Source organism: Brevibacillus sp. NL20B1 (assembly GCF_018195675.1).
GTDB classification, from domain to species: Bacteria; Bacillota; Bacilli; order Brevibacillales; family Brevibacillaceae; genus Brevibacillus; species Brevibacillus aydinogluensis.
On record NZ_JAGTPT010000019.1, the window covers coordinates 1 to 14,488 of the forward strand.

Annotated in this window: 19 protein-coding genes and 2 pseudogenes; 8 read left to right on the top strand and 13 right to left on the bottom strand. The window is 45.4% G+C overall.

Annotated elements, in window-relative coordinates; all coding sequences use genetic code 11:
• Positions 1–198: 198 nt before the first annotated feature.
• The 4 genes and pseudogenes from KDN35_RS13485 to KDN35_RS19935 form a co-directional block, all read right to left on the bottom strand.
• Positions 199–1,074, bottom strand: a complete 876-nt coding sequence (locus KDN35_RS13485; protein ID WP_212132937.1) for an ATP-dependent DNA ligase — start codon at positions 1,072–1,074, stop codon at positions 199–201.
• A 57-nt stretch (positions 1,075–1,131) separates the two neighbouring features.
• Positions 1,132–1,470 (bottom strand): YolD-like family protein, encoded by a 339-nt coding sequence (locus tag KDN35_RS13490; protein WP_212132938.1) that lies wholly within the window; start codon positions 1,468–1,470, stop codon positions 1,132–1,134.
• Positions 1,455–1,697, bottom strand: a complete 243-nt coding sequence (locus KDN35_RS13495; protein WP_212132939.1) for a LexA family transcriptional regulator — start codon at positions 1,695–1,697, stop codon at positions 1,455–1,457. Before KDN35_RS13495 ends, KDN35_RS13490 begins: the two co-directional genes overlap by 16 nt.
• 200 nt (positions 1,698–1,897) lie before the next feature.
• Positions 1,898–2,080 (bottom strand): annotated as a pseudogene (locus tag KDN35_RS19935) (hypothetical protein); the annotation flags it as partial.
• A 93-nt stretch (positions 2,081–2,173) separates the two neighbouring features.
• Between KDN35_RS19935 and KDN35_RS13500 the strand changes: the two are divergent.
• From KDN35_RS13500 to KDN35_RS13515, 4 genes are all read left to right on the top strand, one after another.
• Positions 2,174–2,503: an ArsR/SmtB family transcription factor gene (locus tag KDN35_RS13500; protein ID WP_143864390.1), complete on the top strand. Its 330-nt coding sequence runs from the start codon at positions 2,174–2,176 to the stop codon at positions 2,501–2,503.
• Between the two features lie 73 nt (positions 2,504–2,576).
• Entirely contained in the window at positions 2,577–2,744 is a 168-nt protein-coding gene (locus tag KDN35_RS13505; protein ID WP_212132940.1) for a hypothetical protein, read from the top strand.
• Positions 2,745–2,757: 13 nt separating this feature from the next.
• Positions 2,758–3,975, top strand: a complete 1,218-nt coding sequence (locus KDN35_RS13510) for a M20/M25/M40 family metallo-hydrolase (RefSeq protein ID WP_212132941.1) — start codon at positions 2,758–2,760, stop codon at positions 3,973–3,975.
• 22 nt (positions 3,976–3,997) lie between these two features.
• On the top strand, positions 3,998–4,198 hold the full coding sequence (locus tag KDN35_RS13515; protein ID WP_143864388.1) for a hypothetical protein: 201 nt from the start codon (positions 3,998–4,000) through the stop codon (positions 4,196–4,198).
• Between the two features lie 15 nt (positions 4,199–4,213).
• Here KDN35_RS13515 and KDN35_RS13520 read toward each other — a convergent pair whose 3' ends face one another.
• The 6 genes and pseudogenes from KDN35_RS13520 to KDN35_RS13540 all read right to left on the bottom strand — a co-directional run bounded on the left by KDN35_RS13520 (position 4,214) and on the right by KDN35_RS13540 (position 8,625).
• Complete coding sequence (locus KDN35_RS13520) at positions 4,214–4,657, bottom strand: arsenate reductase ArsC (protein ID WP_212133011.1); 444 nt, start codon at positions 4,655–4,657, stop codon at positions 4,214–4,216.
• 16 nt (positions 4,658–4,673) lie between these two features.
• On the bottom strand, positions 4,674–5,114 hold the full coding sequence (locus tag KDN35_RS19940) for a protein-tyrosine phosphatase family protein (protein WP_283092143.1): 441 nt from the start codon (positions 5,112–5,114) through the stop codon (positions 4,674–4,676).
• Positions 5,115–6,050 (bottom strand): annotated as a pseudogene (trxB, locus tag KDN35_RS13525) (thioredoxin-disulfide reductase); the annotation flags it as partial. It lies immediately after the preceding gene.
• A gap of 466 nt (positions 6,051–6,516) precedes the next feature.
• Positions 6,517–6,942, bottom strand: a complete 426-nt coding sequence (gene arsC / locus KDN35_RS13530; RefSeq protein WP_122905067.1) for an arsenate reductase (thioredoxin) — start codon at positions 6,940–6,942, stop codon at positions 6,517–6,519.
• A gap of 39 nt (positions 6,943–6,981) precedes the next feature.
• Positions 6,982–8,280: an arsenic transporter gene (locus tag KDN35_RS13535; protein WP_212132943.1), complete on the bottom strand. Its 1,299-nt coding sequence runs from the start codon at positions 8,278–8,280 to the stop codon at positions 6,982–6,984.
• 21 nt (positions 8,281–8,301) lie between these two features.
• Positions 8,302–8,625, bottom strand: coding sequence for an ArsR/SmtB family transcription factor (locus KDN35_RS13540; RefSeq protein ID WP_212132944.1), 324 nt, complete (start codon positions 8,623–8,625; stop codon positions 8,302–8,304).
• A gap of 206 nt (positions 8,626–8,831) precedes the next feature.
• Between KDN35_RS13540 and KDN35_RS13545 the strand changes: the two genes are divergently transcribed.
• From KDN35_RS13545 to KDN35_RS13560, 4 genes are read left to right on the top strand one after another with little or no spacing between them, the layout of a single operon-like run.
• Entirely contained in the window at positions 8,832–9,281 is a 450-nt protein-coding gene (locus KDN35_RS13545; RefSeq protein ID WP_143864386.1) for a MarR family winged helix-turn-helix transcriptional regulator, read from the top strand.
• A 55-nt stretch (positions 9,282–9,336) separates the two neighbouring features.
• The gene (locus KDN35_RS13550) at positions 9,337–10,203 is read left to right on the top strand and encodes a permease (protein WP_212132945.1); all 867 of its coding nucleotides are present in this window, start codon (positions 9,337–9,339) and stop codon (positions 10,201–10,203) included.
• A 14-nt stretch (positions 10,204–10,217) separates the two neighbouring features.
• Positions 10,218–10,364 carry a hypothetical protein gene (locus tag KDN35_RS13555; protein ID WP_212132946.1) on the top strand — a complete coding sequence of 49 codons (147 nt, stop codon included), beginning with the start codon at positions 10,218–10,220 and terminating at the stop codon, positions 10,362–10,364.
• Positions 10,365–10,390: 26 nt separating this feature from the next.
• The gene (locus KDN35_RS13560) at positions 10,391–10,885 is read left to right on the top strand and encodes an arsinothricin resistance N-acetyltransferase ArsN1 family A (RefSeq protein ID WP_212132947.1); all 495 of its coding nucleotides are present in this window, start codon (positions 10,391–10,393) and stop codon (positions 10,883–10,885) included.
• 292 nt (positions 10,886–11,177) lie between these two features.
• Here the strand turns inward: KDN35_RS13560 and KDN35_RS13565 are convergent, their stop codons facing one another.
• The 3 genes from KDN35_RS13565 to KDN35_RS13575 all read right to left on the bottom strand — a co-directional run bounded on the left by KDN35_RS13565 (position 11,178) and on the right by KDN35_RS13575 (position 14,120).
• Positions 11,178–13,301, bottom strand: coding sequence for a heavy metal translocating P-type ATPase (locus KDN35_RS13565; RefSeq protein ID WP_212132948.1), 2,124 nt, complete (start codon positions 13,299–13,301; stop codon positions 11,178–11,180).
• Entirely contained in the window at positions 13,291–13,662 is a 372-nt protein-coding gene (locus KDN35_RS13570) for an ArsR/SmtB family transcription factor (RefSeq protein WP_122905062.1), read from the bottom strand. The genes KDN35_RS13565 and KDN35_RS13570 overlap by 11 nt, the downstream gene beginning before the upstream one ends.
• A gap of 209 nt (positions 13,663–13,871) precedes the next feature.
• Positions 13,872–14,120: a LexA family transcriptional regulator gene (locus KDN35_RS13575; RefSeq protein ID WP_238504249.1), complete on the bottom strand. Its 249-nt coding sequence runs from the start codon at positions 14,118–14,120 to the stop codon at positions 13,872–13,874.
• Positions 14,121–14,488: the final 368 nt, after the last annotated feature.

A 14,488-nucleotide genomic window follows, 5' to 3' on the forward strand; every position in this document is an offset into this window, starting at 1 on the left:
CTGTTAATGTTCAACTTTCCAGCCTAACCGCACCAAGTCTAGAGGTACATATACCTCGTTACCGTTGATTTGCCTGTGAAGAATTGGTCGTTTGAATAATTCCTCTAATGATTTTTCTTCCCTTGCCCTTCTTTTGTTACTGGCTTCAATTAAGCTCTGTATAAACTTCTTTTCGCCAAACCGTCTGTTATTTAGTATCTATGCTGAAATATGCTTCGTTAGGACGAAATCCACGAATACCGGTGATCGAAGCATCCCACTCTTGGTCCAGTTCCGGAATTTCACCGTGGCCTGCAACCGGGGCTCCAGGTAAACGAATTCCTTGTCTTCCCCAGTCACCAGTTGCTTACAGACACGATAGAACGCTTGCTTGTGAATGGGCGGCACGCCCAGTTCAATGATTCCCGCCGGCCGCAGCCGTCCCGAGAAGTCGGCCACCGACGCAAGCCAACCAAATTCCCCTTTTTTATAGCCGGTAATATAGACGTCAGCATACTGGTAGTTAATCACCTTCAACCAGTCCGCCGAGCGCTTACCGACATAAACACTGTCCTTTCGCTTGCAGACAATTCCCTCCATGTCTTGTTGCCTGATAGCTTCAAACAACGCCGTTCCCTCTTTTTCGATAAACTGGATCTTGCTGACGGTGGGGGTATCCTGTAGAACCTGATCAAGGATTTCCTTTCGCTGCAGCAACGGTAGCCCGCGAAGGTCACGCCCGTTGTAATAGAGGATGTCAAACACCATGTACCCGACCGGCTGCCGTTTCATCGCCGCTGCAATCTTGTCGGCCCCTTTAGTATGAAACCGGTTCATCACCAATTCAAAGTCTATCTGGCCGTGCTGATTGACGCAAAATACCTCACCGTCCAGGATCACGTCTCCATCCAGCGGGACACTGTGCAACTCGGGGTATTGCCCAGTGCATTCGTTCTGATGCCGTGTATAGAGCTTGGTTACCCCGCCCATCTTGCTAAACAACAACCGGTGGCCGTCGATCTTGGGTTCGTATATCCATCTGGCGTCATCAAAAGGCCCGTCAACTTGATTCAGCAGCATCGGAGATATAAACATTGTTAAGCATCACCGATATAATTGTATCAATCATATCGGCTATACTTTTACTGGTAATTATTTCGTCACACTTACGACATCTTCTACCCGAATCCAAACCGATTCCCAATCACTGACCAACCGGAACCGTCGTTTGTCCGCGTCAATCTCCTTTACTACGCCCCAGGCTGTCTCGTACACGCCAAGGCCACGGCTCACCTCACGAAACCACTTAACGGTAATCGCGTAGTCGTATTGCGTCGAGTCATATATACGAAAACAGTTCTCGTCAAAGTCTATCTCGTCGATAACCCGCTCTACTAAGTCTCTTTCCGCATTCATCCGCTGAATCTCTGCTTTATGTTCCGGCAATACCATTCGCATTGAACCGAACAAGTCATCTATCTTCCGACCCATCTTGTTGTCTCCTTCCGTTCCCATGCTTCCAGCAGCTTGATGTCGTCCGGGCGTGAACGATCCCATTCGATATACTCTTCGCGGGCCAACGCAGCCAGTACCTCTATCACGCCTCTGCGACTTCGCCCGGTTTTGACGCACAACTCATCCACCGTCGGCGTGCGCCGACGACCAACGGTAAAGTTAGCAATGATGCGCAGAACCTTTCGCTCGATGTCAGACAGCATGGAAGCTCACTCCCAATAATCCGAACATTTGTTTGTATTATATGCGAACAAGAGGCGAACATGCAAATAAAAAATGCCCCGCCTTTAGTGGAGCATCGGCCAGTTAACTCGCCCGACCTAACAGTTTTGGAGCAAATCCAGGGGTACTTTGTTGTGACATCTATTCCTGATGTCTCAGCAATCTGTTGAATGGATGGCTAATGGTGACGGTTGATTTCATATAGAATGTGGCTTTGCGCGACCGATACCTCAATTCCATCCACTGAACAAAAGTTCTTATTTAAAAGTCCAATACGCCGAGTCATCGTCTGTACAATTTCGTGTATATTTTCCTTCTCCTCACTTCTTACCACATTTATACACCTGTTATTTGCAGCAAGCATTTTTTATCAAAAAAATTTGATGTTTCCTATTGCATTTTGGAAAAATGAGGAGTATAGTAACATCATCAAGAAAAATTGATGAAGGTGACACACATGATAAAAGAGCTGCCGATCCTACATACCAACAATGATGCTGTCTTTGAGCGGTACGAAGCAAAGTTTAAAGCTCTTGCTGATAAGAAGCGACTTCAGATTATGTATGAGCTAACCCAGAAAGGCAAAGTTTGTGTATGCGATTTGACGGAGATTGTAGATATGGCACAATCCAAACTTTCCTACCATCTGAAGATCCTTTTGGATGCAAACTTGATCATGAAAGAGACAGATGGTACCATGAACTACTACTCCTTAAATCCAGACGAAGTGAATCATCTTCTCTCTGAAGAGCTTTGCTGCATCTTCCGCCGCAACAACTGCTGCTAATTCTTTTTTTCTTCACTTCATCAATTTTTTTTGATAAATTCATCAAAAAATATTGATAAAGGAGCTGATTCTTGTGATTTACAATGATGTACTGGCTCAAATGCTTTATGAAGATCAAAAAAGAAAACTGAATTTCATCACAATGAAAGGATGGCAGTTGCACAGAGAAGAGCTAACACAAGCGGAAACACCAAGCCAAATAAAAACAACCATCCAAGTTCATCAATGTGCTACTTGCTAGGGAGATACCCATGATGGATCGGATTATACATGACATGTACGTTCTTAGTAGCGTAGAATTTTCTGGTCGTCTTTCGGGGACGGAAGGAGCTCGTAAGGCAGCAGAATTCCTTGCCTCTGCTTTACAAAGCGCTGGCTTCTCTCCTGCTGGGGAAGACGGTTACTTTTCAAAGGTAAATGTTCCGGCTTCCAGACTGATGGCTCCTGCTTTTGTTACCATTGGCGTGAAAGGATTGCACCATCGAATTGACTTTGCTGAATACTCTCCCTTCTCATCCGGAGGGTCCGTAACTGGAGAGTTAATCACCATTCGCGATGGAGATGACGTTTCCTCCAAAGATCTGGCTGGAAAAATTGTCTTAATACCTGAGCGTCCGAACGATTTTGATGTAAGAGGAACGATTAATTATGCCGCTAGTCTGGGCGTTGCTGCCCTTCTGATCGAATCGGGAGAACCGGAGTCGTTTCACAAAACCGTTCATGGCTCGGATAAAAACAAACTTCCCGTACTTCGCATCCGACGATCTCTTGCACAGAAATTTTCTGGGAAACAGGGGCTTCAGGTTTCGATTGAGATCCCCCTAGAAATGAACACGCTTCCCTGCAAAAACGTGCTAGGGATTCTTCCAGGTGTTGATACAAGATACACCCTCGCCTTAACTGCCCATTACGATCACCTTGGTGATGATCCAAAAGGAGTTCGTTTCCCTGGAACTATTGATAATGCTTCCGGTGTTGCGGTCATGCTTGAGGTTGCTAGAATGCTTGCTAAGCGTGAACAACCACTCCCCTTTACCATTCTGGTAGCTTTTTTAACAGGGGAAGAGTCTGGGTTGTGGGGTGCAAAGCATCTTGCATCGAACCCACCTGTACCCTTATCTGCAGTCATAAATCTCGATTGTTTGGGCTTTGAGCCAGAGCTTTTTGCACTTCGAACCGGTCATAAAGCTTCCATCGACTGGTTAACCGAACTAGCTTCAGATGTAATCAAGAATCACGGTATTGACGTTCGTTGGATCGCAGGTGGAGATGATTCTGTAGCTTTTATTCAAAAGGGAATTCCCACTATCGGATTAGGTCAAAAACCTACATTACCTGATTCGACGAACATTCACACCTTAAACGATAACCCGGACAATCTTCATGTGAAGCCAATCGAAAAAGGATTCGCGGTTGTATTTGACATTGTCAATCAACTTGTTGATTCCCCTTTTCTTACGGGGATCAAATAAAAACGTTTAGGAGGAATTTATTATGACAAACTTCATTAAAAAATTAGTAAACGGTCATTCTGCGAAAGGGCAAGGAAACTGCTGTGGAGTTGATATTACAGAAGTGACTAATGAAAACCAAGAAAAAGATTCTGAATCTTGCTGCGGTAACGAAACAAATGAGAGCAACTCTTCCTGCTGCACAACTAATGCGCAAGAAAACAACTCTTCTTGCTGCGGATAATGAAACAGCTGAGGATTACTCCTCAGCTGTTTTTATACGATTTAGGATTCTCTCTAAAGCCTTCACTTTCTCTGCAATTTCATCGCGAATTTCCCGAAATTTTGAAGTGACCTCTTCGTCACTTCCAACAAACATTGCCGGGTCTTCGATTCCCCAATGAAACGTGTAGATCGATTTTGGAAGTGTCGGACAGGAGCGTTCCGCTTTTTTACATAAGGTTATGACGAGCGATGCTCTCATCAGAATTTCTGAGTTAATGCTGTCAGATGTTTGCTGGGAGATGTTTATCCCTCTCTCTTGCATAACCTTTATCGAAAGAGGATGGACTCCCTTCGCATATAATCCACCACTATAAATGGCAAAATCTTCGCCAAAATAATGACGTGTAAAACCCTCTGCCATCTGACTGCGGCACGAATTACCGGTACAAAGAAAATATATGATTTTCTTGTTTCCCAACATGGAGAGAACCCCGTCATGCTTCAAACAACTTTTCCAAAGCTTCTCTTTGTGCAGGTTTGATGTTGACTGCGGGACGAATATCTTTTACTTTTTCCTCTGCCTCCTGGAGTGTTGTGCTTAAGCCAAGAGTGAGATGCACTCCCGCTGCTACTGCTCCCGTTCTACCGCGCCCACCATTACAATGGAACGCAACCTTCTTTCCACTTTTATAGGCATTCACTACTTCGTCGATCGCTTGTTTAAAGAGAACATCCTGATTCGTGATAGTATTATCACCGAGTGCAATCTGTATCCACTGAACATCAGGATTTGAAAATGCGGGTTTCTCTGCTTCTCCACGTAGATCTACTACCACTTCCACTCCCTCTCTTTCAATCATGGACTCAACATCCGCTGCCCCACCAAAGAAAATATTATCATCCACCAATGCTTGATATGATTTCGGTTCGGGCATGCTCCAATCGTGAACGGCATTTTCTTCGAGAAATTTCTCACAATCAAGTGCTGCCATACATCCCGTTCCAGCTGCAGTAATCGCTTGGCGATAACGATGGTCTTGGACGTCACCACACGCAAATACTCCAGGGATATTGGTTTCCGTTGTACCAGGGGTTACGACAATATAGCCTGTTTCGTCCGTTTTGATTTGACCTTGGAGGAAAGCAGTGTTTGGTCGATGCCCGATCGCAACAAAAATACCCTCAGTCTCGATGATTTCTTCAGTACCAGTGTCGTTATGTTTTACTTTGAGACCCGTTACTCCCTTTTCTCCTGCAATAACCTCGATGGGGGTACAATTCAAACTCCAGGTAATTTTGGGGTTATTACGAGCTCGATCTTGCATAATTTTTGAGGCTCGAAGTTCGCTTCTACGATGAACAACTCTTACCTCTGTTGCAAATCTCGTCAAGAAGTTGGCTTCCTCCATCGCAGAGTCACCACCACCGACAATGATGACCTTTTTCCCTCTGAAGAAGAAACCATCGCAGGTAGCACATGTGCTAACACCACGTCCGATATTCTCCTTCTCACCTGGGATTTCGAGCAACTTTGCAGAAGCCCCCGTTGAGACGATTAGGGATTCCGTTTGAATTTGTTCCGATCCATCAATGGTTAGCGTGAAAGGGCGTTTAGTGAGGTCTACCTTCGTTACCCACCCTCTCTGAAATGTCGCTCCAAACCGTTCTGCTTGCTTACGCATGTTTTGCATAAGTTCAGGTCCCATAATTCCTTCAGGAAACCCAGGGAAGTTTTCTACTTCCGTTGTCAGGGTCAATTGACCTCCTGGTTCATTTCCCTCAATGACAAGCGGATTCATGTTTGCACGAGCAAGATAAATTGCGGCAGTAAGTCCTGCAGGACCAGTTCCAAGGACAACGACTTTTTGCATGATTATTCCTCCTGAGGTGTTTAGTAAAATACCCCTCATGCTAGAGGGGTATGTGATTGAACTAGGTTCAATTGGTGCTGATGTAGATGGTGGTGCACAGCATAGAGATAAATCCCGGTCTCGGAATCTTCCTTCGTGTAGAATATCTCCCATGCATTTCAATCTGGATCATACTCCCGCACTTTATCCTGCACGGTATAGAAGCAAGTCGTATTCATTTCATCGATGGTAAGAAGCTTTTCCTGACGGAGCCTTTTGCCCCATTGCAACCACATCTTCTGTGTTATCTACTTGGAAGCCCAAGTGGTTTAGTACACCTTATTTCTCAAAAAGGACGTACATTCAGGAAAAAATGCAGGGCTGGCGAGTCCAGTTCAAATTTGGCGTAGTTCTCTTTTACCTTTGTCGGTTCCGCACTGAAGAAGATACGTTAAAACTGTAATGATGCTTCTAATGTTGTTCCTCCTTATTTGCCTTCAGCAAGGAACTGTTCGATTCGGGCTTTAATGGAATCACGAACGGTACGGAATTTTGCCATGATTTCATCCTCGGTTCCCGTAGCTTTCGCGGGATCATCAAAACCCCAGTGCCATTTTACTGCGTTCTTGTTGGGGATCATCGGGCAATGCTCATCGGCATGACCGCAAAGCGTAATCACATAATCAGCACGAGCGAGGGTTTCTGGATCAATCACATCGGATGTTTGACTGCTGATGTCTACACCGGCTTCTTTCATCACCTGTACGGCGCGGGGATTCAGCCCATGTGCTTCCAGACCGGCACTTTTTACTTCATAACGGTCACTGCCTAATGCTTTCAGGAAGCCTTCTGCAATCTGACTGCGGCAAGAGTTTCCGGTGCACAGAAAGTACACGAGTGGTTTTTTTTCCATGTGTTTCAATCTCCTTTACGATGTTATCGATGTCGGTTATTAGGCAACAATTTGCAACCACAAATAGAGTCCCACCAGCGTGATAAACAGCGTCGGGATCGTCAGAACGATACCGGTTTTGAAGTATTGTCCCCAGGTAATGGTTACATCTTTACGGGATAAGACATGCAACCAGAGCAGTGTCGCCAGTGAGCCAATGGGGGTAATTTTCGGACCCAAGTCGCTGCCGATTACGTTGGCGTACACCAATGCTTCCCGGATGACGCCGGACGTCTGTGTCCCCTGAATGGCCAGCGCGTCAATCATGACGGTCGGCATGTTGTTCATGATGGAAGACAGGACTGCGGACAAGAAACCCATGCCAGCCGTTGCGGCAAACAGTCCCTGATTGGCAAACGTTTGGATCAACTGCCCCAACATGTCGGTCAGACCGACATTACGCAAGCCATACACGACAACGTACATCCCAATGGAAAAAACAACAATCGCCCAGGGGGCTTCTTTAATGATACGTTTTGTCTCAATGGCCTTACTCCTTTGTGCAGCCAACATAAAGATGATGGCTGCCACTCCTGCTGTAACCGAAACCGGAATGGCGACGATTTCGTTCATCAGGTAGCCTGCAAGTAGGATAGCCAGAATGACCCAGGACAACCGGAACAGGCGAACGACTTTTAACGCTTCATGGGGTTGTTTCAGTTGGGATAGATCGTACTGCTTGGGAATATCTTTTCGGAAGTACAAGTACAGGACAAGTAAACTGGCTCCCAGTGAGAAGAAGTTAGGAACAATCATGCGTGACGCATATTCAACGAATCCAATGTCAAAGTAATCGGCAGAAACGATGTTGACCAGATTGCTGACGATAAGCGGTAACGAAGTGGTATCCGCAATAAACCCACTGGCCATGATAAAGGGAAGAATCATCTTGTCTGGAAACTTCAATGCCCTCACTTGCGCAAGAACAATCGGCGTAAGAATCAGCGCTGCTCCATCATTGGCGAAAAAGGCTGCAACGGCGGCTCCCAAGAGAACCACATACACGAACATCAGTCGGCCGTTTCCTTTTGCTAACCGCGCCATATGCAAGGCTGACCACTCAAAAAAGCCGATGTCGTCTAAAATCAACGAAATCAAGATAATAGCCACAAAGGCAAGCGTCGCGTTCCATACAATGCCGGTTACCGTAACAACATCTGTAATACTTACCACGCCAAACAACAAAGCCAAGATCGCTCCGCCCGTTGCGGACCAACCAATGTTCAGTCCCTTCGGTTGCCAAATGACGAAGGTCAACGTCACGGCGAAGATCAGAAAGGCACTCCAGATGGCAAACATGATCTCTCTCCCATCTTTTTTCTATTCGCAGGTCACCAGGAGACCCTGCTCTCCCAGTTTCTCAAATTCATGGGAGTAATCGGGCAGGTTGCCCAATGCATGACATACTTGTTCATACCGTTCTTGGTTGATAGAATAAAAGACCCATTGCCCCTTTCTTGTTTCAATCACCAGGTCTGCACTTTTTAGACGGCTCATGTGTTTAGACACAGCCGGTTGGGAAATCCCAAAGATGGGGACCAGTTCGCAGACACAACAGCTGCGGGTATTTAACAAGGCGATGATTTTTAGCCTTGTCGGGTCAGCTAATGCTTTCAATGCATTGACTAATTGCTTTGTGTCCATGTCCAATTCCACACCCTCCTCTCTCGACATCATATTATTATAACCATATGGTTATTTCAATATAAAAAATGGCTTTCCCCCACATTTGGGCATTTTTGATTCCAAGTTCACTTTATTATGTGATATCGATCAAATTTTTTTCGTGATAATTTTTTAGTTGCATTTTGCAAATAAAACGTATATAACTGTAGCAGAGGTGATTTTCCATGGAAAACCTTCGAGAACTATTCCAAATCATGACCCGCCGTTTCGGATTTCTCAATAAATACTGCTGCATCTCAGGCGGCCGGGAGATTTCCTTGATTCAAAGCCACATTTTATATGAAATCGAACGGCAGCACAAACCATCCATGCAACAAGTATCAGAAGCGTTGGGGACAGACATTACAACGTTTAGCCGGCAGATCCAAACGTTGATGAAAATGAATCTGGTGAAAAAAACACCCGATCCGGAAGATAGACGGGTACATATCCTTTCCCTTACACCAGAGGGAAAAGAAGTGGCCGCGACAATCGACCGGCAGATGAACGCTTACTTGGATGAAATCTTTTCGCATATGAACGAGTTTGAAAAAGAGACTGTCATCCGTTCCATTAAGCTGTTGAATGAGGCGATGGCCAAAACCGACAAGTGTTGTACTACTCCCTTGGGGTAGTTTCTTTTTAGCTTAATACTTGCATTTTACAAATAAAAAGACAAGGGTGATGTTCATGTTTTGGGATGTGTTGCAAAGTTTCTTCTCTATTGCCATTGAGTTAACCCTTTTATTTGTGGTTATTTCGCTCCTGATTAATCTAATTCAAGGATTTATTCCTTATGACAAATTGAATCAGTACCTATCAGGCAAAAACACTGTCTTGGGAGCGCTGGCAGCTCTGCTTTTTGCTTTTGTCACACCGTTTTGCTCTTGCTCCACCATTCCCGTTGTCGTGAACTTGTTGAACAAGAAAGTTCGTTTTGGCATCGTGATGGTGTTCTTGTTCTCCTCCCCTGTCCTTGACCCGACCATTATCACGCTGATGGGCGCCATGCTGGGTGTCAAAGTAGCTGTAGCCTATACCGTGATTACCTCTGTATTGTCGGTCATGATCGGTTTTACCCTTGAAAAGCTTGGATTCGAAAAGGCTGTGAAGCGAGTGGTTATGACCGGTTTTGAAGAAAAAACGAACACATTCAGTTGGAAAGCAGCTTGGTCGGAGACGGTAGGGCTAATGAAAACCGTCTACCCCTATCTGATCATTGGCGCCGCTATTGGATCGGTCATTCATGGCGTGGTTCCAACTGAATGGATCTCCTCTATGTTTGGCGGTAACCAGTGGTGGTTGGTTCCTGTGGCTGCAGCCATTGGAATTCCGTTATACGTTCGTCTGTCGATGATGATTCCCATGTCCCAGATCCTGATTGCCAAAGGCATGGCAATTGCACCGGTCATGGCCTTGATGATCAGTTCTGCCGGAGCCAGTTTGCCTGAAGTAACACTGTTGAATACCATCTTTCAGAAGCGATTGGTTGCTGCTTTCGTGGCTTCTGTTATGATGATGGCTACCCTATCCGGATTCCTGTTCTACTTCATTTAAAGGAGGTGATATCTATGGGTTTGTTGAAAAAAATCTTTGGAAAGCAAGGATCTTGCTGCGATGTGAAGATTGAAGAAGTGAAAAGCGAAAAAGATTCTTGCTGTAATGTAAAAATCGAAGAAATGAAGAATGAAAAAGAGAACTACTGTGATCAAAAATAACGAAACAGGATACTGGGGGAAAGGCCATGAAACAGGTTACGATTCGGAAAGCTCAGCATCACGATCTGGGGTCCATCCTTCACATCTATAACCAGGGAATTGAGGACCGGATTGCCACGTTGGAGTTGGATACAAAAGACTTAACTTATATGGACAACTGGTTTCAAGAACATCAAGGTCGATATACCGTACTTGTTGCTGAAGTGGAGGGATCAGTTGTAGGATGGGCCTCCTTGAACCGTTATTCTCATCGTTGTGCCTATAACGGCGTAGCTGACCTTTCCGTCTATGTAGATCGCAGTGTACGAGGCCGTGGGGTGGGTAACCATTTACTCGAAGCATTAGAAACAGAGGCGAAAAACAACGGATTCTATAAAATCGTTCTCTTTACATTCCCCTTCAATGGCCTCGGGCAGGGACTATATCGAAAGAGGGGCTTCCGGGAAGTCGGCGTGTTTGAAAAGCAGGGCATTCTGGACGGCCAGTTCGTTGACGTGATGGCGATGGAAAAAATCTTATAGCTCCTAATGCTATCGGCTCTTCATGTTGAGGAGCCTTCTTTTTTTACTAATCAAATGGATAGAAATTTTCCAGTTAGAAGTTTCGTATCAAAAACATCCCCCCAATAATAACATGCAAGTCCGGATATCAAGGTCTACACGCTGAATCGCCTTGAAATAAGGGCGCTTTTTACCATTCCCTTTTACTTTTCTTCAACCCCATCTTTTCTGCAACCATCGTTCCAAACAAAAAGAGGTTACCCTTCGGATCAAATTCATTGTCCCGACGTAACCTCTTAGTCACTTTACACAGTTATTCTTTTACCCTTAGTAAGCGTAATCCGTTCAACGTAACGATAAGAGTCGCTCCCATGTCGGCAAAGATGGCAAGCCATAGTGTGAGCCATCCTGGAACAATTAACAGTAGTGCTACCAGCTTAATCAAAAGCGAGAAAGCAATGTTTTGTTTGATGATACTGAGTGTTTTTCGACTCAAATTAATTGTAAACGGCAGTTTGGTCAAGTCGTCGGCCATTAGTGCGATATCGGCTGTTTCTAGAGCCGTATCGGTTCCGGCACCACCCATGGCGATCCCTACATCAGCAGTGGCAAGTGCCGGCGCGTCGTTGACACCATCGCCCACCATTGCTACTTTCCCATGTGCTTTCAGCTGTTTAATGGCCTCCAGCTTATGCTCAGGCATCAGTTCCGCCTTTACCTCATGAATTCCAATCCGTTTTCCAATTGCCTCCCCGGTTGCACGGTTATCCCCTGTAAGCATAACGGTTTTCGTTATACCCAACTCTCGAAGTTTTTGAATTACGTTTTTACTGCTTTCCCGGACTTCGTCGGCAACGGCAATTAGGGCAAGTATCTCATTTTCCGTTCCGAGTACCATAACCGTTTTTCCTTGTTTTTGCAAACCTTCGATTTCGGCTTTTATTTTTTCGGTTAGGTTCGAAGTATTCAACTCGGAAAACAAATTCGGACTGCCGATGTAGTACAGTTCCCCTTTTACTTTTGCCTTTACCCCTTTACCAGTAATGGATCGGAACTCTTCTACTTCGGATGACAAATCGACGTTTTCGTTTTCGTTTTCAGCTTTGCGGATAATTGCTGAAGCCAGTGGATGTTGGGACCCTTTTTCGATGACGGCTGCAATAGCCAACAATTTATTTTTCTCTTGACCACCATAGGTGATAAAGTCCGTAACCACTGGTACCCCTTTCGTCAAAGTTCCTGTTTTATCAAAAGCGATTGCAGACAATCGTCCTGCTTCCTCCAAATGAATGCCACCCTTAATCAAGACACCGTTCTTTGCGGCATTCCCAATGGCAGTGACAATCGATACAGGTGTGGAGATCACCAGCGCGCACGGACATCCTACCACTAGTAACGCCAATCCTCGGTAGATCCACTCACCCCAACCGCCTCCAAGTAGAAGCGGAGGAACAACAGCAATGCCCAGTGCTAAGATCATAATCGCTGGCGTGTAATACTTTGCAAATCGGTCAACGAACGCTTGAGACGGAGCGCGTTCCGCTTGCGCTTCTTCCACCAAATGAATAATCTTGGAGATCGTCGTATCCTCAACCCGTTTTGTTACTTTGACTTCAAGAAGCCCCTCTTCGTTTAGCGTACCTGCGAACACTTCATCACCAACGGTTTTTGTGACAGGTACAGATTCCCCTGTAATAGCAGCTTGATTGATGGTGGATGTTCCTTTGATTACAACCCCATCCATGGCAAGTTTCTGCCCTGGTTTGACGATCATAATGTCGCCCACTTGGATGTCGTCCACATGAACCATTAGCTCTTCGCTACCACGACGGATTAACGCTTCTTTCGGAGCGATGTCCATCAACGAACGAATGGATTGTCGAGCTTTTTCCATGGAGTAACGCTCCAATACTTCACTGATCGCAAAGAGGATGACTACTGTTGCTCCTTCACCCCATTCACCAATCGCCGCCGCCCCTAATATGGCTACGGTCATGAGAGTGTTCATATCGAACTGGAGACGGAACAAGTTTTTAATCCCTTTAATGAAAAGCTCATAGCCGCCGATGAGAATGGAAGCAGCATAGACTACAGCAGTAAGGACATGTTCTTCCCCGAATTGCTGACCCAACAGGTATCCAAAGAGTAGAAGGACAGCTGAAAGCACTACTTTACCGTGCGCTTTCCAGAACGGTTCTTTCTTTTCTTCAACCCGTTCACTTTCGGGTATAATCTTCAGATTTTCAAATGCCCCTGCTTTTTCTAGTTCCTCGACAGTTGCTTCTCCAAAAACAGTTACCTTCGAAGCTCCAAAGTTCACTTGTGCCTCTTGAACGCCAGGCAGGTTTTTGACGTTCTTCTCGAAGATGGCTGCACAGTTGGTGCAGGTAAAACCTTGAACCCGATAGACCTTTTTTTGCTCTGCATTACTTCCCATGGGTCACGACCTCCTGACTATGTGTCGAAGCAATTTGAACAAGCTGTCGTACATGTTCATCTTCCAACGAGTAGAAAACCAATTTCCCTTCCTTGCGATATTTTGCTAATCCCAATTCTTTTAACATCCGCAAATGATGGGAAGCCGTTGCCATCGAAGACCCGATGATGTTGGCTACATCACATACGCAGAGTTCATCTTCTTGGCATAACGCGAACGCTATCTTCATGCGTGTTTCATCCGCTAATACCTTAAACATCTTTGCCATAGTTGGGATGTCTTGTTGACCAAGAGTCTCTTGGACACGACGAACCTTGGATTCGTCATAACAATAAATTTCACATGTATCTTTTTCTTTCATGAAATCACCTCCGACAATCAAACCATCGTTTGATCATTATTATCATAAACCATTATCCTTATACATTCAAATGAACTTTTGAATGTATGTGTGCATAAATTAAAAAGCTGTTAGGATTTACCTAACAGCATCTAATTACTTTTAAGTGAATTATGTACAATCTCATCAAGATATAGGCAGAACAAATCGACTTGCAGCAAACATGTTATCTATCCTATCTTACTCTCCAGCTTATTGACTCCCTTCTTTCCCACGCCTCCAGCAATGTGATGTCGTCCGGGGCTGGATCGCATCCACTCGATACTCTTTTCCCGAGCCAACGCGGCCAGTACCTCCATCACGCCGCTACGACTGCGCCCGGTTTTTACGCACAGCTCATCCACTGTCGGCGTGCGCCGACGACCAACGGAAAAGTTGGCGATAATGCGCAAAACCTTTCGCTCGATGTCAGACAGCATGGAAGCTCACTCCCAATGATACGAACATTTGTTTGTATTATATGCGAACAAGGACGAACATGCAAATAAAAAATCTCCACATTAGTGGAGCATCGGTAAGTTATTTTCCCTGGGGTCTAACAGTTTTGGAGACCATCCAGGTCCACCGTCAAGAAACATCAGCGTGCCTCTTTCTCCCCAATCGAATTGAACTCATCCGGCGCAGCTGTCTGCTTTCCAGTCTGGGCCGCTTTCGGCAACGAGAAGGACACCACTCCGTCTCGATCTGGCCGAGGTCGCCTTTTATTGGTTGCCACGCGCTGTCGTTATCAACCGATCAAAGAGCAGACGCCCTTCTTCATTCCTCGGGTCCTGCGTCGCCCGTTTCC